Genomic DNA, 16126 nt, shown 5'->3' with positions numbered 1-16126 from the left:
TCACCGTGGCGTGGCCAGGGTGAAGGCGGACTCCAGCCGGTCGAGCGCGGCCCGCAGGTCCTGCTCGCGGCGCGAGCTGGTGATGCGGACGACGCCGCCGGAGAAGCAGAAGGTGAGGATGCCGGGGAAGACCGACACGCCGCTGTCGCGCAGCAGGTCGCGGAAGCAGCGGTAGGAGTCGTCCCAGCCGGTGAACTCGACCATGGTGTTGATGGAGTAGCGCGGCTCCAGCACCCGCGCGGGGATCCGCGCGAGCACGCTGCTCGCCTGGCCGCGCAGCGCCGTCAGGCCCGCCTCGCGCCGCAGCCGCTCCTCCCGGTAGGAGCGGTAGGCCGCGATCAGCGGGCCGAGCCGCATGCCGTAGGCCGGCTCGAACTCGCCGACCTCGGCGGCGGTGGGCGTGACGAGGCCGGTCAGCAGCCAGCGCTCCATCCTGGCCAGCACTTCGACGATCGTGTAGAAGAACGACGGCGGCCCGCCGAACGTGGTGGAGGCGTACTCGTAGTAGTCGGCCACGAACCGCTCGTCCGCCAGCAGCCAGCCCACCTTCAGCCCCGGCGCCGACCAGGTCTTCGACAGGCTGGAGACGCGGATGACGTTCGGCGCGGCCCGGTCGGCCGAGCACGGCCGCGCCGGGCCGAGCCACTCGTGGCACTCGTCCAGCACGATCATGGTGGACGGCGAGGCGGCCCTGATCAGCCGGGCCAGGTCGGCCTCCTCGACGGCTGCGCCGGTCGGGTTGCCCACCGTCTGCAGCAGGATCATCGGGGTGTCCGGCGTCAGCGCGTCGATGAGCGGCTGGAGCGAGGTGCGCCCGTCCAGCGAGGGCAGCGGCACGAGCCGCACCTGCGACCGGCGGGCCACGGTCTCGACGAGCGGCGGGTAGTTGGGGATGGCGCACAGCGCGGGCGAGCCGGTGGGCGCGGCGTCGTGCAGGACGAAGTCGGCCAGCGAGCTGACCGCGAAGGTGCCGCCCATGGTGATCGCCACGTTTCCGGCGCCGTAGGCGGGGGTCTCCATGCGGGCGTTCTCGTACTCGGCGACGGCCTCGCGCACCGGGAGGCGGCCGCGGGAGTCGGAGTAGCCGTACCAGTCCATGTCGAGGGCGAAGCGGACGCAGTCCTTCAGCGTCTGCGGCAGGCCCCACGCCTGCTCGTCGATGGACCCGCCGGACAGGATGTGGGTGGCCTGCGGGCGCAGCTCGCCGTAGAGGTCGTCGCGGAAGTACCAGTTGAACAGCTCCTTGACGAAGCGCACCGTGGCCCTGGACCCGAGCACGTCAGCGGGCCCGACCGTGCGCAGCACGGTGGCGGAGCGCCACCGCTCGGCCTGCCCCGCGCGCAGCGCCCGGGCGCCCAGCTCGCACTCCACCCGGCCGAGCCACAGGTCGCGCAGCTCCAGCGGGTCCTCCGGATTGCGGGCGCGGGCGTAGACGTCGAGCATCCGGTCGTCGACGGCGGGCACGAAACCGTCGGCGAAGCCGTCGCGGCCGGCGAAGGAGACAGGCGCTCCGGGGACCGCGGGAAGGCGGGCCGGACGTACGGACTCGAATAACCGCATGGCGTGTCCTTGAGGCTCGGCGATCACATGATGCGCAGCCGCTTGAGATGGCGCGGGGCAGCGGAGGTCGCGGCCGCCGGCGGGCTCGCGGTACGCCCGTGGAAGAAGGAGGTGTTGTCGATCACGACGATCATGCCCCTGGCCCAGTGGACGCCTGTGGCGGACGTGCCGTACATGGCGGCCAGCAGGCGGAGCACGGCCCGGTTGACGTCGTCCGCGTCCTGCCCCAGATGGGTCCACTGCAGGGTCTGGGAGAGGAAGTCGCGGAAGGAGAAGACCGGCCGGCCGTCCACCGTGCGCAGGATGTGCGGGCCCTCGGCGCTGTGGCGGTACCGGGTCCGGCGCAGCGTCGCCGCGGCCTCGGGCCCGATCCGGCTCTCCACGGCGGCCATGGGCACCAGCACCGTCTGCGAGGCCGTCGGGTCGTGCCCGGGGGCGACGCACATCAGGACGATGTAGCGCGGTTGCTCGGCGGCCTTCCTGCCGCTGCTCTCCGTGTGCAGCGACAGGGAGTTCGTCGCGAACGGCTGGAGGGAGACGTCCGCGGTGGTGGCGTGCTCGCGGCGGAGGTTGAGGATGACCTCCTCCTCGACGTACGGCAGGACGGCCGGATCCTTCTCCGGCATCGCCTCGCCGAGCATCGCGCCGAAGGCCAGGAACTGCCGCGCGGGCAACGGCTCGTCCAGTTGCACGACGGCGCAGCCGGTCGAGGCCAGGCAACGCAAGGCGTCGTGGGCCGGGCCGCCGAGAAATGCGGCGGCCGTCGCGTGAATTATCGGTGTCGCGGGCGGCGGCAGAACGCCGCCGCCGTCGAGCAGCTTTTCTCTGGAGGTCACATGCTGGTCGGCAGAATTCTCTGTGAATGCACCATGATGCATAACTCACACTCCCCGTGAACCCGAGTGCATGCTATCCAGCCCGCCGCCCGCTAACTTCTTGTGGCGTGCGCTCTCTCCCGGAGTTCCGGCACGACGCGAGTTGCGAAAAGCTCGATCGTCTGCCAGTCGAGCGGCGGCCGGCAGCCGAGCAGGAAATCCCGCACGCCCGCCTCCGCATAGGGCAGCAGGCCGGCGACGCATTCTTCCGGGGTGCCGAAGGTGAGATATTCGGCGAGGTCGGGGGAGCCGGGCGGAAGCAGGGCGAGCCGCTCCGCGCGGCGCCGCCGGGCCTCCTCGGGGGTCGGCGCGAGCACCGCCCTGAACGTGATCGACTGGCGGATCTCCTCGGGCCGGCGGCCCTCCTCGGCGCAGTAGCCGGCCAGCAGGCCCACCTTGCGGCGGTAGCCGTCCAGGTCGCCGGCCAGGGTGTTCCAGACGTCGGCGTGCCTGGCCACGACGCGCAGCCTGCGCCGCTCGCCGCCGCCGCCGATCACCAGCGGCAGCCGCCGCTGGATAGGGCGCGGGCGCAGGTAGGCGTCGGTCAGCCGGTAGTGCTCGCCGTGGAAGGTGACCCGCTCGCCGTCCCACAGCCTGCGCAGGATCCCGCAGTATTCCTCCAGCATGGTCAGGCGGGTGCCTGAGTCGGGGAAGGGCAGGCCGAACTGCTCGTAGCCGAGGTCGGGGCCGCCCGCCCCGACGCCGAACTCCAGCCGGCCCGACGAGATGTGGTCGATGGTGGCGGCGGCCGCGGCGGCCACCGCAGGGTGCCGCCAGGTGACCGCGGACACCAGCAGGGCGCAGCGCACCCTGCTCGTCCTGGCGGCCAGCGCGGCCAGCAGCGCGGGGCCGTCGAAGCAGGGGCCGTCGGGCCCGCCGAGCGGCGGCCGGTAGTGGTCGAACAGCGAAACCCAGTCGAAGCCCAGTTCCTCCGCGCGCTGCCAGAGGCCGAGACACTCCTCGAAGGTGCTGTACTGCTGGCCGGAGTGAACGCCGAATCGGAGCATGACTCCCCATTGATCTCGTTCGGGCCGGGGTGGTCCAATGTGTCACACGCAGGTCCGGCAGGCCACGACCGGAGGTTCCACGTGCGAATCGTGCGCACGCCAGTCGGCAGGACGAACGGCGCGGACGTGCACGCGTACACGCTGGACGCGGGCAACGGCTTCGCCGCCACCGTGTGGACCTACGGCGCCACGCTGGTCGAGGTCCTCGTCCCGGACCGCGCGGGCCGGGTCGGCAACGTCGTGGTCCGGCTGCCCGACCTGGACTCCTACGCGGACCGCCGCCGCACCGCCTACGTCGGCGCCACCGTCGGGCGCTACTGCCGCTGCGTCTCCGGCGGCCGGTTCTCCCTCGACGGCGTGGAACACGAGCTGGACCGCAACGAGGGCGGGCACCACTTCCACGGCGGCACGCTGGGCTTCGACGGCCACGTCTGGGAGGCCGACGCGGAGACGCGCGGCGACCGGCTCGTCCTGCGCCTGACGCTGGAGAGCCCCGACGGCGATCAGGGCTACCCCGGCGACGTGACGGCCGAGGCGCGCTACGAGCTCGGCCCCGACGGGCGGCTGGTCTTCGCGTTCGGCGCGGTCACCACGGCGCCCACCATCGTCGGCCTCACCAACCACGCCTTCTGGAACCTGTCCGGCGGCTCGGAGCCGGTCGACGGCCACCGGCTGGCGCTCAACTCCCGCCGCACCGTCGCCTTCGACGACGACCTCGTCCCGCTGCCCGGCCCGCCGCGCGACATCACCGGCACCGCGCTCGACTACACCAGGCCCAGGGACCTGGCCGGGGCGCGGCTCGACGACTTCTTCGTGCTGGACGACCCCGCCTGGGCGGCCGAGCTGTCCCACGAGGCCAGCGGCAGGACCATGTGGGTGACCACCGACCAGCCCGGCGTCGGCGTCTACTCGGCCGACCATTTCCACCGGCCCAGGGCCGGGCTCTGCCTGGAGGCGGGCGCCTGGCCCGACGCGCCCAACAGGCCCGACTTCCCCTCGGTCCGCCTCGACCCCGGGCAGCGGTACGTGCACCGCACCGTGCATGAGTTCCCCACCGCCAGGAGCCGTTCGGAGAGAGCACGATAGCGGTTGTCGGCGGCCGGACAGGCCGACTAGCGTCCGGCTCATGTTACTAACGGGGAATACTCCCATCGAACTGGGAGGAAACCAGGTACGATTCGATCCCGACACGCACATTCGAAATGTCTACGACCGCCCCCAGAGCTTTCTCTACGACTCCGACGGCGTCGTACTGAAAGGAATTCGCGGAACGGCCGGCGCGGCCGAGCTGATCGAGCGGGGCGTGGAAGTCGGAGCCGATCGCATCACCATGGAAAGCGGCGCCGAATTCGAGCTGCACACGCATCCGGGCGCGCACATCCTGTACGTGCTCAGTTCACGCGGCTATATCCACGTGGACGGCGTCGACTACGAGATGGTCGCCGGTGACACGGTTTTCGTGCCGGCCGACTACGCGCACGGGGTGAAGACCAACCACGCGGTACGCGAGCCGCTGGAGCTGCTCTCGTTCGGCGTGCCGCACCTGCCGATCGACTCCACGCAGCGGATGACGGTCGTGAAGCCGGCCATGGCGGCGGACCGGGCATGACCCGGCCGGGCGGCGCGGCCTGGACGTGGGAGGACGGCCAGGACGCGGCCGAGCTGCACGAGCTCCTCGTCCTGTGCGACGCCCACCAGGCCGCGCGATCGGGGACGGCCGCCCCCGCCAGGCGGGTCGAGACGACCGAGGCCCTGGTGTCGCGCGGCTGCGTGCACGTGCTCAGGCACGGCGGCAAGGCGGTCGCGTCGTTCACCCTCAGCGGGTCGCCCCCGTCGGGGCTGGACACGGCCGCCTTCCCCGCCGCCCGCGACCCCGTCTACCTGAGCAGGCTGGCGGTCCTGCCCGAGCTGCTGGCCGGAGGCTCCTTCGCGGGCGTGCGCTGCGTCAGGAAGGCGATCAGGCTGGCCGGCGACGCGGGGGCCGACGTGCTGCGCGCGGAGGCCAACCCCGACCTCACCGACACCAGGACCATGCTGCTGGGCCTCGGCTTCGAGCAGCAGGGCCCGGTCCACGCCGATGAGAGCGGCAGGCGCTACGTCTACCTCCAGAAGTTCCTACGGCAGTGAGGAACGCTTCGATGAACACCTATGTGGCGCCGGACCTGGTGGCCGAGCTCGCCGCCGGCGGCCGGCCCGTCGTGCTCTTCGGCGCGGGCGACATCGGCGTGCTCGCGCACGAGGCGCTGACCCGGCTCGGCGTGCCGGTCACCTGCTTCGCCGACGGCCGGCAGAGCAAGCAGGGGCAGACCCTGCGCGGCCTGGACATCAGGGCGCCGGAACGGCTGACCGAGCTCCCCGCCGACTCGCACATCTTCCTGTGCGGCAACTACCTGCACACCATGACCGCGCGGCTGCGCGCCATGGGCTTCACCGAGATCCACGACTGCGTCGCGCTGCTCGACGGGTTCGACTTCCGCGGCTCCGACACGGGCATGGACCTGGTGCTGATCGAACGCAAGATCGCGCTGCACAAGCAGGAGTGCATGAAGGCCGGGGAATCGGCCGACGACCCGCTCGTCCTGAAGTACCTGGACGTCGTGGTGACCGAGGCGTGCTCGATGAAGTGCCAGGACTGCTCCAACCTGATGCAGTACTACACCAAGCCCCGGCACAGCGACCTCGACCTCCTGGACAGCGCGGTGGACCGCATCGTCGAGGCCATCGACGGGATCTACGAGTTCCGGGTGCTGGGCGGCGAGCCGTTCGTCAACCCGCGCGTGCACCGGGTGATCAGCAAGCTGACCGGTTACGAGCAGGTGCAGAAGGTGGTGATCTACACCAACGCCACCATCGTCCCGCGCGGCGACAACCTCGACTGCCTGCGCCACGACAAGGTCATCGTGGAGATCACCAACTACGGCGCGCACTCCAGGAAGCACGACGAGCTGGTCGCGACGCTCAAGGAGAACGGCGTCACCCACCTGTCGAAGATCCCCGTCTGGACCGACTCCGGGCGCATCAGGTTCGTCGAGCGCGGCGACGCCGAGCTCGACGACATGTTCCGCAACTGCTGCGTCAACGACGTGCTGACCCTGCTCAACGGCAAGCTCTACCGCTGCCCGTTCTCCGCCAACGGCACCAACCTGGGCGCCATCCCGGAGGATCCGGCCGACGTGGTGGACCTGACGTCCGGCAGGTCGGGGGCCGCCCTGCGGGCCGACATCCGGCGCCTGTACGGCAGGACGACGCACCTGCGGGCGTGCGGCTACTGCAACGGCCGCGACTACCGCACGCCCAGGATCGAAGCCGCCATCCAGATCCGCAAACCGCTTCCCCTCGTATGAGCCCGGGGGCGAGCGGCGTCAGGGTCGCGGTCTTCCCCATCGACGCCGTCGGCCACGTCAACCCGCTGCTGCCCATCGTGCAGGCCCTCGCCGCCCATCCGGCGGTCGCGGAGGTGCGCAGCTTCGGGGCGGGCTCGCTCGGGCGGGCCTTCACCGCGGCGGGCGCGTGCCACGTTCCCGTCGAGACCCCGGCGGCCCTCCCGCCGCCGCCTGGAGTGTCGGAGCTGGCGTACAAGAGCTTCGTCCTGCCGCTCGCGGTCACCGAGCGGATGACGGCGCGCGTCGCGGAGTTCCGTCCAGACGTCGTGCTGTACGACGTGTTCTGCGTGCACGGGCTGGTCGCCGCGCGGGTCTTCGGCCTGCCGTCGGCGTCGCTGGTCACCTTCCCCGGGTACGGCGCGCTCGGCGAACAGTTCGTGCTCCAGCACGACGGCGGCCGGCTCGCCCCGGCCAACCGGCGCTATCAGGAGCTGTACGGCCTGGACCCGCTGGGCGAGGGGTTCCTGCCCGTGCTCTTCCCGTCGCCGGACCTGTCGATCGTGACGGCGATCGAGTCGCTGTCCAGGCAGCCGGACCCGGCGACGGCGCCACGGCTGCACGCCGCGCTGTCGCGCCACGACGGGACCTGCGCGTTCGTCGGCCCGTCGGTGGGCGAGATCAGAATCGGCTCAGGGCCCTCCGGCCAGGGCTTCCCCTACGAGGTCCTGGACGCGGCGCGGCGGGCGGGCCGCTCGATCGTGCTGTTCTCCCTCGGCACCGTGCTGACCGGCTTCAGGCTCCACTCGCCGGTCGGCGGGGCGCCGAGCGGGCGCGCGTACCTGACGGCCCTGCTTCGCCACCTGGTCCGCGCGCTCGGCGACCGCGACGACGTGCTCGTCGTGGCCGCGACCGGCTCCGCGCTCGCCGCCGAGCCGAAGTGGCCGGACAACTTCGTGGTACGGCCCTTTCTCCCGCAACGGGAGCTCCTGGACGGCTACGCCGACGCGTTCATCACCCACCACGGCACGAACTCCACCACCGAAAGCATCCTCGCGGGCGTCCCGATGATCTCGGTGCCCGGCGCCGGCGACCAGCTCCCGAACGCCGAGATCGCCATCGCGGGCGGGGCGGCGGTGGCGCTCTGGGACCCGCACGACGTCTACGCCACGCTGACCGCCGACCGGCTGGCCAGGGCCGTGCGGCAGGTGCTGGACGAGCCGTCGTACCGGCAGGCGTGCCTGACCCTCAGGGACCGGATGACCGCGGCGGGCGGCGCGCCGCGCGCCGCCCGGCTCGTGGCGTCACTCGCCAGGAGCCGGTTGTGACGCGGCGAGCAGGCGGGCCAGCTCGGGCCGCCGGATCTTGCCCGTCGCGGTCCTGGGGATCGCGTCGAGGCGGACCACCCGGTTCGGGACCACACTCTGGGCGAAGGCGGCGAGCAGATGCGGACGCACGTTGACCGTCTCGGGCGCGTCCCCCGTGTGGACGACCGCGGCGACGATCTCCTCCCCGAGGAAGCGGTGCGGGGTCGCCACGCAGGCGGCGTCCCTGACGTACGGCACCGACCGCAGCACCTTCTCCATCTCCTCCAGCGACACGGACTCGCCGCCCACCTTGGCGATGTTCTTCAACCGCCCGGTGACGAAGAAGAAGGCCCGGCCCGAATCGTCGCGCAGCTCGAAGCCGAGGTCCTGCGAGTGGAACCAGCCGCCCTCGAACGCCTCCCGCGTCGCCTCCGGGTTGCCCGCGTAGCCGTTCATGACGTTGTGGCCGCGCATGCAGATCTCCCCGACCTCGCCGGGGGCGGCCCGCTCGCCGTCCTTGGTCAGCACGGCCACCTCGTTGCCGTGCACCGCCACCCCGATCGACGGGACGTCCGCCCCGGTCACGAAGCGCGCGACGTCCTCCTCCGGCAGGCCGGGCGGCATGGTGGTGGAGAAGTTGGTGGTCTCGGTGAGCCCGTACCCCTGGAGGACGCGGGCGCCGAGCCGCTCCCGGACGGCGCGGGCGGTCGCGGCCGGCAGCGGGGCCGCGGCGGAGACGAAGTACTCGAACCCGGCGGGCAGCGAGGGGCGCCGCCACGTGGCCGTCAGCGTCTCCAGGATGCTCGGCACCACGCTGGCGATGCGCGGACGACACTCCTCGATGAGGCGCGGATAGGCGAACGGGTCGAACCTGTCGGCGAGGATGACGTGCGCGCCCGCCATGAACGTTGCCATCAGCGAGAAGTGCACCCCGTTGACGTGGTGCACCGGCAGGCAGCCGAGCAGCCGGTCGCCCGCGGCCAGCCCGTGGTGGCGGCGGACCGCCTCGGCGTTGGACACCACGTTGCGATGCGACTGGGCCACCAGCTTCGAGGCGGCGGTGGAGCCCGACGTGCCGAAGTAGAACACGTCACCGTCAGCGTTCGTCCTGGACTTCTCGACCGGCCCGGCGTCGGGCAGGTCGTACGGCTCGGGGATCGGGATCGCCCCGGCGTAGGCGTCCTCGGGCACGGCGGCGGATCTCAGGACGGCCGTCACGCCGAGCGCCTCCGCCTGCTCGCGCAGCCGCGCCTCCGGGTCGGCCGGGCTGAGGAACAGCACACGATATCCCGCGCGCACCGCGGCGAAAATCGTCAGCACCGACGTCAGCTCGTTCCGCGGAATGAGGCCGACCGTTTCGCGGGCGCCCAGCTCGTTTTTCAGCCAGTACGCGAGACGGCGGCTGCAGTCGTCGAGCCGCCGAAAGGAAAGCGTCATCCGCTCACCCGCCACGGCCGGTTCGCCGGTGATGTACGGGGCGTCGGGGCGGGCCCGGAGATGCTCGTCGAAAAAGTCGGTGAAGCATGCGCGCGCAGGCGCGGAGGAGGGGTAACGATGCACGTCGGCCACGGATCATCAGCCCTTGTCGGAAGTGATCGATCGACCGAGGATAACACTGTGGATGAGCTTCATGAAATAGTCACGAGTCTTATCGAGAAAACTCTGGGAATGGGCGTCGGAGAGCTCGATCCGGACACCGAACTGAACGCCGCCGGGCTCACCTCCCTGCGCATGGTGGAATTGATGACGGAGCTGGAGGAGCGCCTTTCCATCGAATTCCCGGACGAAATGATCGAGCCGGGAACGTTCCGCAGCGCCCGGTCGCTGACCGGCGCGGTGCGCCGCCTCGTCCCCTGAGCGCGGTCGGTCACCCCGGCGGGCCCGCGATGGCCCTAGCATTTCGCAGGTGACCAGCTACGACGATCATGACGCCTTCGAGTACGCGGACTTCTCGGCCCTGCCGCAGCGCCAGCAGCGCATCCTGGCCACGATCCGGGACTGGGTGGCGAGGTACGGCTACCCTCCGAGCACCCGCGAGCTGGGCCGCGCCGTCGGGCTGCGCTCGCCCTCGTCGGTGTCGAAGCACCTGAGGAGCCTGGAGGAGCAGGGCCTGCTGCGCCGGGGCACGACGATGACCAGGTCGATCGACGTGCGCCCGTTCCTGCGGCCGGCGGAGCGGGAGCGGCCCGCCGACCTGGTGAGCGTGCCCGTCGTCGGTGACATCGCGGCCGGCAGCCCCATCCTGGCCGAGGAGCACCTGGACGAGGCGCTGACCCTGCCGCGCGACCTCACCGGCCGCGGCACGGTGTTCGGCCTGCGGGTCCGGGGCGACTCGATGATCGACGCCGCGATCTGCGACGGCGACATCGTGGTGGTCCGGCAGCAGCCCGAGGCGCACTCGGGGCAGATCGTCGCCGCGATGATCGACGGCGAGGCCACGGTCAAGGTGTACCGGCGGCGCGGCGGGCACGTCCACCTCGAACCCCGCAACCCCGCCTACGACGTCATCGACGGCGACGAGGCCGTGGTGCTGGGCATCGTGGTGTCAGTCCTGCGCAGCGTCTGAGGCAGCGTCTGAGGCAGCGTGACGGTGGTGCCGCCGGGGAAGGTGACGGTGACCGCGTCGTCCGAGACCCGCACCGTGACGGCCTCGCGCAACGCGCCAGGGTGCACCTCGTCGCCGGACAGCACCACGAGGGAGACGTGCAGCCCGGGCGTGCCGGAGTGCAGGCAGGGGATCGCCGAATGCGGCCCGAACGCGTTCGACTCGACCTCCCGCGCCACGCTCACCTCGTCCCACCCGTGCAGGCCGATCACGGCGGAGGTGAGGCCGTCGGCGCGGCGGGCCAGCGCCCAGCCCTTGCCGGTGACCGTGGCGGGCGGATCGGCGTCGGCGAGGGCGTAGCCGCCCTCGCGCACCGCGTGGCCCTGCCCGTCCGCGACCTCGTGCACCCGCACCTCCCACGGCCCGCACACGGCCGAGGTCGTCGTGATCACGGCTCCCGTCCCGGTCTCGTACGAGGAGGCGGCGGTGTCGCCGCCGCAGGACAGGGCCCGGATGGCGGTGCGGCGCGAGGGGACGCCGTCCGGCGCGAGGAGGGCGAGGTGGTTGTCGAGGGTATGCGGCCAGGCGTGCTCGGCCGACTCAGGCCCCGTGCGCGTGGAGTAGGCGAGCTTGGCGTAGTGCGGGTCGTCGGGCGGCGCGCCGTGGTCGCTGCCGTGGTTCAGCAGCCGGACGATCCCGTCGTGACGGGTGCCGTGCAGGAGCAGCCCGGTGGCCGGGACGGCGGCGGTCACGTCGTGCTCGTCGATGGGCAGCGGCTGCTCGCGCTCGGTCCACACGGGGTGGTCCGGCGGCAGCAGCAGCCCGAGGAACGCCTTCGAGGCCCAGTACGGCGACGCCGGCCCCGAGTAGGCCTGCGTCGCGGGCAGGAACCGCTCGTACCAGCCGAGGGAGAGCAGCCCGTCGGGCGAGGGGACGCCGCGTTCCGCGAAGTGGCGCACGACGGAGGAGGCCAGCTTGCGCGTCTGCCCGGGGCTGAGCGGGGTGGCGTCGGCGAGCGCGCCCAGCCAGACGGGCGCGACGGCGGCGAAGCGGTAGGTGAGCGAGCGGCCCTGGTGGATGGGCGCGCCGTCGGAGCCGAAGAAATGCTGATATGTCTGGAGAAAATCGTGCAGCCGCCCCCGGTAGGTCTTGGCCCGCTCGGCGTCCCCCGACATGCGGGTCCACAACACCGGATACAGGTGCAGCGCCCAGCCGCAGTAGTAGTCGAAGTTCCTGGAGCCGCCGTCGGTGTACCAGCCGTCGCCGACGTACCAGTCCTCGATCCGCTCCAGGCCGCGGTCGATCTCCCGCTGCTCGTACGGCCCGCCGACGGACTTGAGGAACTCCTCCGTCACCGTCTGGAACAACATCCAGTTGTTGTCCCAGGTCCGCTTGCCGACGAACCCGCCGAGCCAGCCGACCACCCGCTCCCGCACGCCGTCGTCGAGCCGGTCCCACAGCCACGGCCGGGTCTCGTGCAGGCCGATCGCGATCGACGCGGCCTCCACCAGTTGCTGCGAGCAGTCGGTCAGCACCGGCCAGGACTCGCCGCTCGACGGGTCGGTGCCCGAGGCGAGCCCTCTGGCGTACCGTTCGACGAGGTGCGGCACGTTCCCGTCCGCGCCCGCGATGCGGAACGCCGCGGCCAGGAACGTCCGCGCGAACCCCTCCAGGCCGTCCAGCACCACCCCCGACCAGCTCGCCCGCCCCGGCAGCCGGTACTGCGCCAGCCCGGGGGAGGCGTACGGCGTGACGGACTCCAGCAGGTGGTCGGCCAGGGACTCCCAGTGGGCGCGGGTCCAGCCGGTGCGCGAGGAGAGCACGCGGTCGGACGGCGGGAGCGGAAGGTAGGGAGGGATCATGTTCGGCCTTTCCGGCCCGTGGCCAGTACGGCGGTGTGCGTGCGGCCGGCCGAGCCGGTCAGGTCCACCGTGACCTGGGGGCGCTCGCCCGTCGTCACGGTGACCGTATCGTCGGCCTCGATCAGGTGGTGCGCCGGGTGGGGGAGAGCGATCGTGGCGGTGGTGGTGGCGCGGCCCGGGTCGGACACCGCGACCGTGATCCGTCCGGCCGCCCGCCGGATCAGCACCGCGCAAGGAACCGACGCCGAGATCCCGCCTGCTTCCTGGGGCGTCCAGAAGATCGCCGCGATCAGCTCGCCGCCGCCCGCCGAGCGCCCTCGCGCCCGTACGGCCTGCGCGCCGCCCGTGTTGGCGAGGATCTCGACCCCGTCGAAGCCCTCGGTCCGCTCCCGGGTGGCGAGGGGCAGCACGATGTAGGCGTAGGCGGCGTCCGACGGGTCGGCCCCGTGGTCGAACCAGAGGGTGGTGTAGTCGCGGGCCACCGGATCGGCGGTCCCCTTGGTGCTCGGCCCGTCGTTGATCTCCAGCCAGGCGCCGGTGCGGCGTTCCCTGAGCGTGCGCGGCACGGACCCCGAGGGGAAGACGTAACCGGCGACACCGCCGAGGTGGGCCCAGCCGTCGCCGACGGTCAGGGCGGCGGCGGTGGCGCGGTTCTCGACCACGGTCTCGATGGGGCGGCCGTCCAAGCTGGTGATGCCCGCGCCCAGGCAGACGACCGCGTCGTCCAGGCACACCCAGGCCTTCCTGGCGGTCAGCGTGGTGCCCGGCGCCGCCAGGTCGAGCCCCGCCACGCCGTACCCGTCGGCGGCGGCGCCGCCGGCCCAGGCGTTGCCCGGCCGGAACGTGCCCGTGCCGCCGGAGGAGACGGCGGGGTCGCGGCGGCGGGTGTCCACGGTGGTGCCGGCCAGCCGGTGGGAGTCGACCGTCGGCCAGTAGTCGTCGCTGTAGTGGCCAAGGTCGAGGTGCAGGTAGGTGGCGCCGTCGCCCTGGTACCAGGCGCGGTAGTTCTCGCCGTTGCCGCACTCGTACATCGCGATCCGCCGCGACGACAGGCTGATCGCGTACGACCAGGACGGGCGGCGGTGCACGACCCTGTCCATGGCGGCGAACACGCGGTGGCCGCGCGGGCGCGGCGCCGCGGTCACCGTGCCGTCGGACAGCAGCGCGGCGGCCCTGGCGGTGGCGGCGACGTCCGCGGCGTCGAGGAAGCGGCCCCGCCGGATCCACCCCTTGGCCAGTCGCCTGAACCGGGTGGCGTAGGGCTCGCCGGCGCCCGCGGCCAGGTGCAGGATCGCGTCCACGGCGTCGCGCCCGGCGTCGTGGTCGCGGTTGAACTGCCGGGACACGGCCCGGCCGCGCACGCTGTCCATCATCAGGCCCTCGTGGATCCACGGGGCATAGGCGTTCTCGACCGCGTCGAGCACGACGCGCACGGCCGGATCGGTGACCTGCCACGCGCTGCCGCCGAGCAGCCCCAGGACGGTGGCGAGCGACTGGAGCAGCACCACCCCGTACGACCCGGTGTAGGCGACCACGTCGTGCTGGACGAACGACCCGTCGGCGTAGAACCCGTCGCCCGAGGTGACGTGGCCGAACAGGGTGTGCCTGCCCGCGTCGCGCGTGTCGGACAGGCCGTCGCGGGCCAGCGCGAGCCTGCCGGAGTCGGCGCCGACGATGCCGCGCAGGGCCACGATGAGCGCCTTGTCGGCCCGGTTGGCGCCGGTCTCCGCGAAGTCGGTGAGGTTGGTCCTGCGGTCGGGGTTCGGGCAGAAGCGGTCCACGGCGCGGATCCAGGCCGCCCGCTGCTCGGCGGTGGTCGCGTCGTACATGACGACGGCCGTGTCCATCAGGGCGCGCGGGGCGCCGATCTCCCAGTGCCACCAGTTGCCGGTCTCGCGCCTGCTCTCGTTGTAGGCGCGTTCGTGGAGGAAGTCGAGGCCGCCGAGGATGTCCTGGGCAGCGGACGCGTTCCCGTGGGTGGTGGTGCCGGGGCTGGCCCAGGCGACGGCGAGGGTGCGCAGGCGCTGGTAGCTGCCCGCGATGTCGTCTGACACGCCGGTGAGGGGCAGGTCGGGCCAGAGGTGCGTGCGGCCGGCGGACAGGTTCATGCCCGTCCGGTACGCCTGCGCGGCGGCGTCCAGCCGGGAGAGGGGAGCGGCGAAGACGGGGTCGCCCGGGTCGATGGGGCCGCCCGTGATCAGGGCGGCGGCCTTGGCGCGCAGCTCGGCGAAGGGGTCCTGGCCGGGTGGCACGCTCAGGAGCGGCGCCGCGGCCAGGCCGCCGATGAACGCACGCCGGCTGGTCACGGCTCGACCAGGCGGGTCAGGTCCGTGCTGGGCTGCGGCAGACCGAGCGCGGCCACCTGCGCGAGGTACTCGTCCATGATCGGCGCCCCCCAACGCTGCCAGAAGGCGGTCAGGTCGGCGCGGGCGATCCTGGAGGTGTAGAGCGCGAGGTAGCCCCAGCGCTTGGCCGACTCGGTGTAGTCGGAGGCGGGCCGCTCGGCGCGCACCAGGCGGTGCAGCCGGGGGTGGAAGTCCTCGCCGAAGGCCAGTTCGAGCTGCCGGAACGGGACGAGCTTCTCGTAGGCGCCCAGCTTGAGGTAGTCGGCGGCGGGGAGCTTGGCCAGGGCGGAGGCGAAGGCGCCGTTCGTGACGAGGTTGGACGGCCGGCCGAGGGTGCGCTGGGCGGCCAGGGCGTAGATGTTGACGGTGACCTCGGTGAGGTCGTTCGGCTTGTAGGCCATCTGCTGGTGCTGGTGGCCGAGCTCGTGGTAGACGCCCCAGCCCCTGGTGCGCAGGCCGTCCACGGTGATGAGGCGGTCGAGGTAGGTGCGCGGGTAGGCGGTCCAGCCGTGCGTGGCGTACGCCCCGGCGCCCGCCGGCATCCGGGGGGCCTCGACGAGGTGGAAGGGCAGCGGGGAACGTTCCGATCGGGAGAGCCCGGAGATCGCGGCGTGCGAGGCGATGATGGTTTCCAGGAGCCGGAGCAGGGCGGCGTGGTCCTGGTCGCGCCAGGCGAGCGCGCCGTCGCGGGTGACCGTCACGATGGCGCGCCCGGACACCAGCTCGACCTGGGGCGCGCCGGTGAGCGTGTCGAGCTGCCGCTGGAAGTCGTCCGCGCTGGTCTCGCCCAGCCTGAACGTGGGGACGCGCACCCCGCCGGAGCGGAACCTGACCCTGGCGCGCTGCCCGTCACCGATGAGCGACAGGTAGACCAGGCCTCCGCCGGGGTCCGTGACGGTGTTGAGGCCGGCGGTCAGCGGGTAGGCGCGCGGGTTCTTGTACGCGACGTCGGCGTGGGTGTCGGGCGCCCCGACGTGCAGGGTGGGCAGGAGCCCGTCGGGCGCGGCCACCTCGACGGTCAGCGGGGCGCCGGCGGGCAGGTGCACGCCGGTGGGGTGGAAGTCGGTGGTCCTGAGCGCCTGCTGGAGCCGGAGGCGCTCGTCCTCCGCGCCGGGCCTGGCCCTGAGGGCGAAGGTGCGAGAAGGAGCGGTGGTGGCGAGGGCGGGCCTGGCGAGCAAGAGGGCCGCGCCCGCGCCGCCCGCGACAAGGAGGGATCTGCGACTGAGGGGGGTCATGGGAGGGAGTTTGTAAGCGCTTTCTATGACGGTCAAGGGCTTACCGGATCTTTCTACGGCTTTCTGCCCC

14 protein-coding genes are annotated in these 16126 nt (G+C 72.3%); 7 read left to right on the top strand and 7 right to left on the bottom strand.

Translation table 11 applies throughout. The features are described 5' to 3' along the window. The 3 genes from FXF51_RS07695 to FXF51_RS07685 all read right to left on the bottom strand — a co-directional run bounded on the left by FXF51_RS07695 (position 1) and on the right by FXF51_RS07685 (position 3442). Positions 1-1560, bottom strand: coding sequence for a pyridoxal phosphate-dependent aminotransferase (locus FXF51_RS07695; protein WP_148433575.1), 1560 nt, complete (start codon positions 1558-1560; stop codon positions 1-3). Positions 1561-1583: 23 nt separating this feature from the next. Then, positions 1584-2396: a TauD/TfdA family dioxygenase gene (locus FXF51_RS07690; RefSeq protein WP_187414244.1), complete on the bottom strand. Its 813-nt coding sequence runs from the start codon at positions 2394-2396 to the stop codon at positions 1584-1586. Positions 2397-2488: 92 nt separating this feature from the next. Continuing rightward, positions 2489-3442 (bottom strand): LLM class flavin-dependent oxidoreductase, encoded by a 954-nt coding sequence (locus FXF51_RS07685; protein ID WP_148433573.1) that lies wholly within the window; start codon positions 3440-3442, stop codon positions 2489-2491. 90 nt (positions 3443-3532) lie between these two features. On the opposite strand from FXF51_RS07685, the gene FXF51_RS07680 reads away from it, so the two are divergent. The 5 genes from FXF51_RS07680 to FXF51_RS07660 are packed head-to-tail and all read left to right on the top strand — an operon-like array spanning position 3533 to position 8090. Beyond that, positions 3533-4528: an aldose epimerase family protein gene (locus tag FXF51_RS07680; protein WP_222871174.1), complete on the top strand. Its 996-nt coding sequence runs from the start codon at positions 3533-3535 to the stop codon at positions 4526-4528. 40 nt (positions 4529-4568) lie between these two features. Continuing rightward, the gene (locus FXF51_RS07675) at positions 4569-5051 is read left to right on the top strand and encodes a cupin domain-containing protein (protein ID WP_148433571.1); all 483 of its coding nucleotides are present in this window, start codon (positions 4569-4571) and stop codon (positions 5049-5051) included. Then, positions 5048-5569, top strand: a complete 522-nt coding sequence (locus tag FXF51_RS07670; protein WP_148433570.1) for a hypothetical protein — start codon at positions 5048-5050, stop codon at positions 5567-5569. The genes FXF51_RS07675 and FXF51_RS07670 overlap by 4 nt, the downstream gene beginning before the upstream one ends. Before the next feature lie 11 nt (positions 5570-5580). Next, a complete protein-coding gene (locus tag FXF51_RS07665; protein WP_148433569.1) occupies positions 5581-6786 on the top strand; it encodes a radical SAM protein in 1206 nt (401 codons plus the stop codon). Further along, positions 6783-8090 (top strand): nucleotide disphospho-sugar-binding domain-containing protein, encoded by a 1308-nt coding sequence (locus tag FXF51_RS07660; protein ID WP_148433568.1) that lies wholly within the window; start codon positions 6783-6785, stop codon positions 8088-8090. Before FXF51_RS07665 ends, FXF51_RS07660 begins: the two co-directional genes overlap by 4 nt. On the opposite strand, the gene FXF51_RS07655 is transcribed toward FXF51_RS07660, so the two are convergent. After that, positions 8067-9629, bottom strand: coding sequence for a class I adenylate-forming enzyme family protein (locus FXF51_RS07655; RefSeq protein WP_262379365.1), 1563 nt, complete (start codon positions 9627-9629; stop codon positions 8067-8069). The genes FXF51_RS07660 and FXF51_RS07655 overlap by 24 nt on opposite strands. Here FXF51_RS07655 and FXF51_RS07650 point away from each other — a divergent pair. After that, positions 9624-9926 carry a phosphopantetheine-binding protein gene (locus tag FXF51_RS07650; protein WP_187414243.1) on the top strand — a complete coding sequence of 101 codons (303 nt, stop codon included), beginning with the start codon at positions 9624-9626 and terminating at the stop codon, positions 9924-9926. The two genes, FXF51_RS07655 and FXF51_RS07650, sit on opposite strands and share 6 nt — an antisense overlap. Before the next feature lie 49 nt (positions 9927-9975). Continuing rightward, positions 9976-10635, top strand: coding sequence for a transcriptional repressor LexA (gene lexA / locus FXF51_RS07645; protein ID WP_148433566.1), 660 nt, complete (start codon positions 9976-9978; stop codon positions 10633-10635). Here lexA and FXF51_RS07640 read toward each other — a convergent pair. Genes FXF51_RS07640 through FXF51_RS07630 form a run of 3 tightly spaced genes read right to left on the bottom strand, consistent with a single transcriptional unit; the run spans position 10566 to position 16056 of the window. Beyond that, the gene (locus FXF51_RS07640) at positions 10566-12476 is read right to left on the bottom strand and encodes a DUF2264 domain-containing protein (protein ID WP_148433565.1); all 1911 of its coding nucleotides are present in this window, start codon (positions 12474-12476) and stop codon (positions 10566-10568) included. The two genes, lexA and FXF51_RS07640, sit on opposite strands and share 70 nt — an antisense overlap. Continuing rightward, entirely contained in the window at positions 12473-14782 is a 2310-nt protein-coding gene (locus FXF51_RS07635; protein ID WP_222871171.1) for a polysaccharide lyase 8 family protein, read from the bottom strand. Before FXF51_RS07635 ends, FXF51_RS07640 begins: the two co-directional genes overlap by 4 nt. Beyond that, on the bottom strand, positions 14779-16056 hold the full coding sequence (locus tag FXF51_RS07630) for a M60 family metallopeptidase (protein WP_148433563.1): 1278 nt from the start codon (positions 16054-16056) through the stop codon (positions 14779-14781). Before FXF51_RS07630 ends, FXF51_RS07635 begins: the two co-directional genes overlap by 4 nt. Positions 16057-16126 lie beyond the last annotated feature (70 nt).

Source organism: Nonomuraea sp. PA05 (assembly GCF_008086045.1).
In the GTDB taxonomy this organism is placed as follows: domain Bacteria; phylum Actinomycetota; class Actinomycetes; order Streptosporangiales; family Streptosporangiaceae; genus Nonomuraea; species Nonomuraea monospora.
The sequence above is the reverse complement of the archived record's forward strand: the minus strand, read 5'-3'. Positions and strand labels throughout refer to the sequence as shown.

Coding starts and splice junctions, on each gene's coding strand:
- FXF51_RS07695 (WP_148433575.1), bottom strand. CDS start 1,560: ATGCGGTTATTCGAGTCCGTACGTCCGGCCCGCCTTCCCGCGGTCCCC.
- FXF51_RS07685 (WP_148433573.1), bottom strand. CDS start 3,442: ATGCTCCGATTCGGCGTTCACTCCGGCCAGCAGTACAGCACCTTCGAG.
- FXF51_RS07675 (WP_148433571.1), top strand. CDS start 4,569: ATGTTACTAACGGGGAATACTCCCATCGAACTGGGAGGAAACCAGGTA.
- FXF51_RS07670 (WP_148433570.1), top strand. CDS start 5,048: ATGACCCGGCCGGGCGGCGCGGCCTGGACGTGGGAGGACGGCCAGGAC.
- FXF51_RS07665 (WP_148433569.1), top strand. CDS start 5,581: ATGAACACCTATGTGGCGCCGGACCTGGTGGCCGAGCTCGCCGCCGGC.
- FXF51_RS07660 (WP_148433568.1), top strand. CDS start 6,783: ATGAGCCCGGGGGCGAGCGGCGTCAGGGTCGCGGTCTTCCCCATCGAC.
- FXF51_RS07650 (WP_187414243.1), top strand. CDS start 9,624: ATGCACGTCGGCCACGGATCATCAGCCCTTGTCGGAAGTGATCGATCG.
- FXF51_RS07640 (WP_148433565.1), bottom strand. CDS start 12,476: ATGATCCCTCCCTACCTTCCGCTCCCGCCGTCCGACCGCGTGCTCTCC.
- FXF51_RS07630 (WP_148433563.1), bottom strand. CDS start 16,056: ATGACCCCCCTCAGTCGCAGATCCCTCCTTGTCGCGGGCGGCGCGGGC.